Below are 8,260 nucleotides of genomic sequence, written 5' to 3' on the forward strand. Positions count from 1 at the left end.
CGAGGATGCGACCGGCGACCGGCGCGCGCAAGCCGGCAAGCGTTTCGAGGAAGGCGTCCTGGCCATGCCCGTCGAGACCGGCGAGGCCGACGATCTCGCCTGCATGGACGCGTTCGTCCAGCCCGGGCGTGTTGTGAGCAAGCGATACGCCTTCGACACGCAGGGCCGGCTCAGAGGGCATGATCGAGCTCCCTGGCGGTGGCGGGCGCCATCAATTGCAGCAGCCGTTCGGCCGAAACCGACGCGGTTTCGAGCGTATCGACCAGTTGTCCATTACGCAGCACGGTGACCCGATGGGCAAGACGCATCACCTCGTCCATCCGGTGCGAGATGAACAGCACCAGGCCGCCCGCCCGGGCGTGGTCCTCGATCATCTCGAACACCGCGTTGCGGTCGCCGAGGTCGAGCGCGGCGGTGACCTCGTCGAGCACAAGGATTTTCGGGCGACGGACCAGAGCCCGCGCCAGCACGACCAATTGACCCACCGCCAGCGACAGCGACCCGGCGGGCGCATCGAGATCGATCGGCAGGCTGGTGATCCGCGAGAGAGCGGCCGTGGCGATGCGGTGACGCGCCGAGCGGCTGGCGCGCCAGCCGAAAGCCGAGCCGGTGCCGAGCACGATGTTGTCGGCCACGGAGCGTTCGGGGGCGAGCAGCACTTCCTGGAAAACCGTCGCCAGGCCGAGTTGCTGGATGCGCGCCGGATTGGAGCCGGTGACCGGCCGGCCAAGCATCCGGATGCTCCCGGAGGAGGGCGCGACGATCCCCGAGAGCAATTTGACCAGCGTGCTCTTGCCGCAGCCATTCTCGCCCAGGATGGCGTGGACCGAGCCCGACTGGAAGGCGAGATCGACGTTCGATAGCGCCACGGTCTCGCCGTAGCGCTTCGACAGGCCGCACGCTTCCAGCATTGGGGCGCGATCGCCGGTCATCTCATTGGCCGTCCATGCCGAAGCCGTTGCTGCCGGCGCCGCAGACAAGCGTCGCGATCTTCGCGCGCGGCGGCAGGCCCAGCTTGCCCGAGCGCAAGGCAGCAATGCCGGCCGCGCCGCTCAGGTCAGCCGCGATGCCGAATTCGAACCACAGCCAGCGCGCAGCCGCCTGCATGTCCTCGTCGCCGACCAGGACGATCTCGTCGACATGCTCTTGCACGATGCCGAAGATGCGCTCGTCGGTCCGCCCGCAAGCCATGGTGGCGATGCGGGTGGTAACGGCCGGCAGGGTGACCACATGGCCGGCGGCAAGAGAGGCCTGGAGCGTCGGCGAACCGGTGGGCTCTATGCCGACGATCCGGATCGAAGGTTTCAGCGCCTTGAGCGCGACAGAGATGCCGGAGATCAATCCGCCGCCCCCGATAGCGACCAGCACGGTGTCGAGTTCCGGCAGCGCCTCGATGAGCTCGAGCCCGATCGTGCCCTGGCCGGCCACGACCTGGGGATCGGCAAAGGGATGGAAATAGGCTGCGTTGCGTTCCTTGGCGAACGCCAGGGCCGCGCGGTTGGTGGCATCCCAGACGGCGCCCTCGACGCGGACCTCGGCGCCCCACGCACGGAGCTTTTCGATCTTGGCCTGCTCGGCCGTCTCAGGCACGAAGACCGTGGCCGTCACGCCGGCGATCGTTGCCGCCCGCGCGGTCGCGAGGCCGTGATTGCCTCCCGAAGCGGTCACGATGCCGGCGGCGAGTTCTTGCCGGGGCGTGGTCAGCAGGCGGTTGGTGGCTCCTCTGGCCTTGAAGGAGCCGGTCGGCTGCAGCGACTCAAGCTTCATCCAGACTTCGGCATCCGCCAATGGCTGTCGAGTAGCCGTCATCTTCACGACCGGCGTGCTTCGGATGTATGGGGCGATGCGTTCGGCGGCCGCCCGCACATCGTCGAGGCCGATCACGGCAGTTGCCCGCGATAGGGCGTGGCCACGACCATGCAGACGTTGCCGGGCCGGACCTGGCCCGGCTGGCGGCGCACGTAAACGATGCCGTCGGCCCGGTAGTAGAGCGTTTCCGGGGCGCGGCCGGGATTGGCAAGAAAATGAATGCGCCCGGCCGGCTCCCCGGCATGCACCTCGACGCCGTTGAGATGCAGCGGTTCGAACACGCCTGTCTCGGTGGCGAGCACATAGGCATCGGGAGTGATCTCGTAGATGTCGGGTCGCGTTATGGAGGGCGGCCCGTCCTTTCCGGGCGGCAGCACGCCAAAATGCGCCAGCAGGTTGCGCAGGCCGCGCCGGACGACCGCCAGCGCTTCGACGGACACCCCGCCGCCGCCGGCGAGCTCGGTGCCGACCACCGTCAGCCCCGCGCGCACCGCCGTGGCCGTCGAGGTTCGCGGATCGCCGCGGTTGGAGATGACCACGACCATGGGCGCGCCGAACGCCACGACCGCGTCGACGTTGCGCTTGAAATGCGCTGGATCGGCTGCCGGCTCGATGGCGGCGCTCGGCACATTGACCGATGACGACCCGCCGGAGTGGAGGTCGACGAAGACATCGGCCATCGGGAACAGGACATCGCTGATGTAGGCGGCGATCTGGGCGGTGATGGTGCCGCCGTGATCGCCGGGGAACACGCGATTGAGATTGAGGTCGTCGACCGGCGAGGTTCGCCGACCCGCCACGACCGCTGGCAGATTGATCGCCGGCACGATGATCAGCCGGCCCGCGATCGAGGCCGGATCGAGATCGCGGATCAGCTCGCCGAGCGCGATCGGCCCCTCATATTCGTCGCCATGGTTGCCGCCCTGCAGCAGGATGGTCGGTCCCTTGCCGTTCTTGATGACGGTGAGCGGGATCGGCACGACGCCCCAGGCATCCTCGTGAACGGAGAGCGGGAGGTTGACGAAGCCGATCTGCTTTCCGTCCTTTTCGAAATCGATATCCGTGCTGGCCGTGCTGACAAGCTTCATGGTGGTTCTGCCAAAAATGTCTGGAAGTGAGGAAGGGCCCTCCGAGGAGGGCCCTTGGGAGGTCTCGACGGGCGTTATTGGGCGCAGGGATCCGGCGTCTTGGCGTAGTCGAATTGCGGCGTCGGCGCGGGCTTCTTGAAGTACCCGTTCATCAGGTCCTCCGGCATCGGATCCTGCGGCGCGACCGGGAAGACCGAGACGGCGTCGGCCGTCATGCATGAGCGGTACCATGAACCAAGGTCGCCGATCTTGACGTCGGGGACCGGGATTTCCACCAGGCTCACCTTGGGCTCCTGGCCCTGCAGCATCCTCACGCCGACGCGCACGGCCGTCTGCGCGGTCCATGACGGCAACAGCGCGCCGCCCGTGAACTTGAAGTCCGGATGCGCTTTCCAATAGCCGAGGGCATCGCCCGAAATGCTGCCGGTGATGACGGGCGCCGGCCGGCCGGCCTGCGCGAAAGCCTCGGCCACCACACGCGCTTCGCTGCCCGAAGTCCACACCGCTTCGATCGGACCGGGGTTGGTGGCGAGCGCCTGCAGCACCACCGTCTTGGTCACCGCCGCGGTCCAGTTGCCGTTGACGTCGCGCACGACCTTCACGTCCGGCGATTCCGCGAACCCTTTGTCGGCGCCGACGCGCTGCTCGGCGACCAGCGGACTGCCGGCAATGCCCTCGACCCTCAGCACATTGCCCTTGCCGTTGAGCGCCGTGGTGATGTCCTTGGCCATGTCATAGCCGAACTTGATGTAGTTGGAATCGACACTGACCGCGTAAGGGGTGGTGACGAGGCCCACCGAGACCACCGGAATGCCCGCTTTATAGGCCGCCTCGATGGCGTCGTTCAGCGCGGTCGACGATCCGGCCACCACAGTGATGATGCTGCATTTCTTGTCGATGAAGGCACGGAGCTGGGCGATCTGCTGGCTGGTGTCACCGTTGGAGTCCGAAAGCTCGAAGCTGCTGACGCTGCCGTCGGCCTGGAAAGCGCCGACAAGGCTCTTGAAGTGATTGGTCAGCGCCACCCGCCAGGGATTCCCCTGATACGATTCGGAGTGGCACCATTTCCATGGCTTGGCCGGCATCGCGAAGCCGTCGAAGGCCGACGGCTGCACATTCTGTTCAGCCCCGACATAGAGGCTCTGCAGATTGTCCGGCAGCGTGGCGAGGGCCGCCTTGCCGTCGGCGAGAGCGGTATCGGGAAGTGCCAGCCCGGCGAGCAGCAGAGCTGGAAGAAGTATGCGAACGGCATGCGTATCCATGGTCGTGTTTCCCCTGTTGATTTTATATATGATAGTCTATTTTAATAGGTAATAGGAACTTTGCGCGCTTGTCAATCGCCGCCGAGATCAGCAAGTTCCTGCGAACCGGAACGAACGGGACCAGAATCAAAATGGGTGGGCCAAGGAAAAGCGACGTCGCCGCGCGGGCGGAAAAGGCGCCCAAAGAGGGGCAGGCAACCTATCTTGCGCCCGCGCTGGAGAAGGGCCTGGACGTGCTCGAGCTGCTTGCCCGGCAATCCGAAGGACTGACCCAGAGCCAGATCGCCCAGCAGCTCAGCCGTTCGCTGCAGGAAGTCTACCGCATGGTCGTCTCGCTGGAGCGCCGGGGCTATATCCGGCGCGGGCCGCAGGACGAGGCCTTCAGGCTGTCGATGAAGCTCTACGACCTTGCGCTTGCTTTCCCGCCGATCGAGATGCTCACCACGGCGGCCAATCCGATCCTGCTGCGGCTCGCGGCCGAAACGCAGCAGTCGATTCTGCTGACGGTGCTGGAGGGGGCGTTCATCCGCACCATCGCCTATGCCGACAGTCCGGCGCCGCTCGGCTTTAGAGTGCGGCTCGGCACATCGAGTCCGGCCGAGCATACCGCCTCGGGCCGGGTGATCCTCGCCTTCCAGCCGCCAGCGACACGCGAGTGGACGTTCGACGCGCTGGCAGCCAACGGTATCGATCGCGCGGAATTGCGGCGGGTGCGGCAGCGCATCGAAGCCATCGCCGCGCAGCACTACGAGCTGATCGCAGGCGAAAACATTGCCGGTATCACCGATGTGAGCTTCCCGATCCTCGACGGCCGGGGGCAGGCCTTGGCCGCGCTGACGATGCCGTTCCTTCAGTCGGTGCGCGGGCGGGTGCCGATCCAGCAGGCAGCCGCTTCGCAATTCAAGACTGCCTGCGAACTGTCGAACATCCTAGGCGGCACGCCGCCGGCACCCGAGTTCCCGCTATCGGACCCGTTGACCCGCGCTCCGCATCCCGAATGAGAGCAGCTTTACGGCTCGGCGCATTTGTCGAATCCCCGACACCACATAAGCAAGAAACGCGAAAGCGGGCGAAAGCTTTACGACGACATTTCGTGGCGAGCGCTCTTTACCTGACGCGGCACTGCCTCTAAAACCGCGCCGCTGCCGGACGCCTCCGGCTAACCCTCTGCATGCTGCTGAGCATCCTGCGGCATGCATTTCACCACCCGCGCTCGTTTGCGGGACTGGATAGGAGAACCCTGATGCCGAATTCCGTTTCCCTGACATTTCCCGATGGTTCCGTCCGTGAATACGACGCGGCGCTGACCGGCGCTGCCCTTGCCGAATCGATCTCCAAGTCGCTGGCCAAGAAGGCTGTCGCCTACAGCCTCGATGGCACCGTGCGCGATCTTTCCGATCCGCTCGGCACGTCCGGCAAGGTCGAGATCATCACCCGCGAGGATCCGCGCGCGCTGGAACTCATCCGCCACGACACGGCGCATGTGCTGGCCGAGGCCGTGCAGGAGCTGTGGCCGGGAACGCAGGTGACCATCGGGCCGGTGATCGAGAACGGGTTCTATTACGACTTCGCGCGCAACGAGCCGTTCACGCCGGACGATTTCCCGGTGATCGAGAAGAAGATGCGCGAGATCATCCAGCGCAACAAGCCGTTCACCAAGGAAGTCTGGTCACGCGACAAAGCGAAGAAGGTCTTCGCCGACAAGGGGGAGCGCTACAAGGTCGAGCTGATCGACGCCATCCCTGCGGATCAGGACATCAAGATCTATGCACAGGGCGATTGGTTCGATCTGTGCCGCGGCCCGCACATGGCCTCGACCGGGCAGATCGGCAACGCCTTCAAGCTGATGAAGGTGGCGGGCGCCTATTGGCGCGGCGACTCGAACAACCCGATGCTGACCCGCATCTACGGCACCGCCTGGGCCGATCAGGCGCAGCTCGATGCCTACCAGACGTTGCTGGAAGAGGCCGAGAAGCGCGATCATCGCAAGCTCGGCCGCGAGATGGACCTGTTCCATTTCCAGGAAGAAGGGCCGGGCGTCGTCTTCTGGCACGCCAAGGGCTGGAAGATGGTGCAGAACCTGATCAACTACATGCGCCGCCGCCTCGACGAGCATGGCTATCAGGAAGTCAACGCGCCGCAGGTGCTGGACAAGAGTCTGTGGGAGACGTCGGGACACTGGGGCTGGTACCGCGACGCGATGTTCAAGGTCACCGTCGCCGGCGACGACACCGACGACGACCGCGTCTTCGCGCTGAAGCCGATGAACTGTCCCGGTCACGTTCAGATCTTCAAGCATGGGTTGAAGTCTTACCGCGAACTGCCCGTCAAGCTTGCGGAGTTCGGCAATGTGCATCGCTACGAGCCGTCGGGCGCGCTGCACGGGCTGATGCGCGTGCGCGGCTTCACGCAGGACGACGCGCATATCTTCTGCACCGAGGAGCAGCTGGCGGCCGAGTGCCTGCGCATCAACGACCTGATCCTGTCGACCTATGCCGATTTCGGCTTCGACGAGGTCAGCGTGAAGCTGTCGACCCGGCCCGACAAGCGCGTCGGCACCGACGAGGCCTGGGACCATGCCGAGGCGATCATGAGCAACGTGCTGGAGACGATCCGCACGCGCTCCGGCAACCGCATCAAGACCTCGATCAATCCGGGCGAGGGCGCTTTCTACGGGCCGAAATTCGAATATGTGCTGAAGGACGCCATCGGCCGCGAATGGCAATGCGGCACCACGCAGGTCGACTTCAACCTGCCGGAGCGCTTCGGCGCCTTCTATATCGGCTCGGATTCGGAGAAGAAGCAGCCGGTGATGGTGCATCGCGCGGTCTGCGGCTCGATGGAGCGGTTCCTCGGCATCCTGATCGAGAACTATTCCGGCCATTTCCCGCTGTGGTTCGCGCCGCTGCAGGTGGTGGTGGCGACGATCACCTCGGATGCGGACGAATACGCCATCAAGGTGGTCGAGCGACTCAAGGCTGCGGGACTGCTGGCCGAGACCGATCTGCGCAACGAGAAGATCAACTACAAGGTGCGCGAGCATTCGCTCGCCAAGGTCCCGGTCATCCTCGTCTGCGGCAAGCGCGAGGCCGAGGAGGAAACCGTCAATGTCCGCCGGCTGGGTTCTCGCGATCAGGAATCGCGGAAGCTCGACGATGCGGTGAAGGCTCTTGCCGAGGAGGCGGTTTCGCCCGATCGCAAACGCCGCGCCGCCTGACGTACCAACTCTCCCTGAAATGGCGGTGGCCGGTCCACCGCCATTTTCATATGCCTGTCACGCCAGCCCTGTAACGAGCCGCCATGCTCAAATTGAAACTGCGGGAAAGACGTTTTCCCGAGCTCTCCTATGCCAACCCGCATCAGCCGGTGCTGACGCGCTGGTTCATCCATTCCGTCGAGGGCTTGTCCGGCCGCGACCGCTTCGCCGCGCTTTACGATTTCTGGCGCCGGCAGGTGGTGCCGACCGGCGATCGCGTGTTCAGCCGCATGCTGGAATTGATCGACGTCAAGGTCCGCAACGCGGTGCAGTGGCCGCCGGCGGCACTGCCCGACACGCCGCTGGTCATCGTCGCCAACCATCCTTTCGGCATCGGCGACGGCATTGCCGTGCTGTCGCTGGTCGAGCAGCTCGGCCGGCCGTTCCGGGTTATGATCCACAAGGACCTGCTCAGGATCCGCGAGATGGAACCCTATTCGCTGCCGATCGATTTTTCCGAGACCAAGGAAGCGCTGAAGAACAACATGGCGGTGCGCCATGAAGCCGTGCGGCTGTTGAAGGAAGGCGTCACCATCGTCGTCTTCCCGGCCGGCGGCGTCGCCACGGCGCCGAAGGGTTTCGGCCGCGCCATCGACCTGCCGTGGAAGATGTTCCCGGCCAAGCTGATCCAGGACGCCAAGGCCTCGGTCATCCCGATGCATTTCTCCGGCCAGAACGGCCGCCTGTTCCATCTCGTCAGCGGCCCGATGAACATGGCCGAGCGCGACAACCGTATGGCGAAGTTCATCGGCAAGGCATCGCTGACGCTGCGCACCTCATTGCTCATCCGCGAGTTCGCCCGCCTGTCGGGCAAGGCGATCGAGGTGCGCATCGGCGACGTGCTG

7 protein-coding genes and 1 pseudogene are annotated in these 8,260 nt (G+C 65.1%); 3 read left to right on the forward strand and 5 right to left on the reverse strand.

Annotated elements, in window-relative coordinates; genetic code table 11:
- The 5 genes and pseudogenes from EOD07_RS13735 to EOD07_RS13755 form a co-directional block, all read right to left on the reverse strand.
- A pseudogene (locus tag EOD07_RS13735) lies at positions 1-181 on the reverse strand (sugar ABC transporter ATP-binding protein); the annotation flags it as partial.
- Positions 171-932: an ATP-binding cassette domain-containing protein gene (locus tag EOD07_RS13740; protein ID WP_245470128.1), complete on the reverse strand. Its 762-nt coding sequence runs from the start codon at positions 930-932 to the stop codon at positions 171-173. The pseudogene EOD07_RS13735 and the gene EOD07_RS13740, both read right to left, overlap by 11 nt.
- 1 nt (position 933) lies before the next feature.
- Positions 934-1,884, reverse strand: coding sequence for a threonine/serine dehydratase (locus tag EOD07_RS13745; protein WP_127235845.1), 951 nt, complete (start codon positions 1,882-1,884; stop codon positions 934-936).
- The gene (locus EOD07_RS13750; protein WP_127235846.1) at positions 1,881-2,897 is read right to left on the reverse strand and encodes a succinylglutamate desuccinylase/aspartoacylase family protein; all 1,017 of its coding nucleotides are present in this window, start codon (positions 2,895-2,897) and stop codon (positions 1,881-1,883) included. Before EOD07_RS13750 ends, EOD07_RS13745 begins: the two co-directional genes overlap by 4 nt.
- Before the next feature lie 74 nt (positions 2,898-2,971).
- Positions 2,972-4,159 (reverse strand): substrate-binding domain-containing protein, encoded by a 1,188-nt coding sequence (locus EOD07_RS13755; protein WP_127235847.1) that lies wholly within the window; start codon positions 4,157-4,159, stop codon positions 2,972-2,974.
- Positions 4,160-4,290: 131 nt separating this feature from the next.
- On the opposite strand from EOD07_RS13755, the gene EOD07_RS13760 reads away from it, so the two are divergent.
- The 3 genes from EOD07_RS13760 to EOD07_RS13770 form a co-directional block, all read left to right on the forward strand.
- Positions 4,291-5,160: an IclR family transcriptional regulator gene (locus tag EOD07_RS13760; RefSeq protein WP_127235848.1), complete on the forward strand. Its 870-nt coding sequence runs from the start codon at positions 4,291-4,293 to the stop codon at positions 5,158-5,160.
- Between the two features lie 242 nt (positions 5,161-5,402).
- Positions 5,403-7,376 (forward strand): threonine--tRNA ligase, encoded by a 1,974-nt coding sequence (gene thrS, locus EOD07_RS13765; protein ID WP_127235849.1) that lies wholly within the window; start codon positions 5,403-5,405, stop codon positions 7,374-7,376.
- Between the two features lie 83 nt (positions 7,377-7,459).
- On the forward strand, positions 7,460-8,260 hold an 801-nt coding region (locus tag EOD07_RS13770), incomplete at its 3' end, for a 1-acyl-sn-glycerol-3-phosphate acyltransferase (RefSeq protein ID WP_127235850.1).

The organism is Mesorhizobium sp. M2C.T.Ca.TU.002.02.1.1, from assembly GCF_003997225.1.

Excerpts from the sequence above, each read along its gene's own strand:
- EOD07_RS13740 (WP_245470128.1), bottom strand. The coding sequence starts at position 932 with ATGACCGGCGATCGCGCCCCAATGCTGGAAGCGTGCGGCCTGTCGAAG.
- EOD07_RS13750 (WP_127235846.1), bottom strand. The coding sequence starts at position 2,897 with ATGAAGCTTGTCAGCACGGCCAGCACGGATATCGATTTCGAAAAGGAC.
- EOD07_RS13755 (WP_127235847.1), bottom strand. The coding sequence starts at position 4,159 with ATGGATACGCATGCCGTTCGCATACTTCTTCCAGCTCTGCTGCTCGCC.
- EOD07_RS13760 (WP_127235848.1), top strand. The coding sequence starts at position 4,291 with ATGGGTGGGCCAAGGAAAAGCGACGTCGCCGCGCGGGCGGAAAAGGCG.
- thrS (WP_127235849.1), top strand. The coding sequence starts at position 5,403 with ATGCCGAATTCCGTTTCCCTGACATTTCCCGATGGTTCCGTCCGTGAA.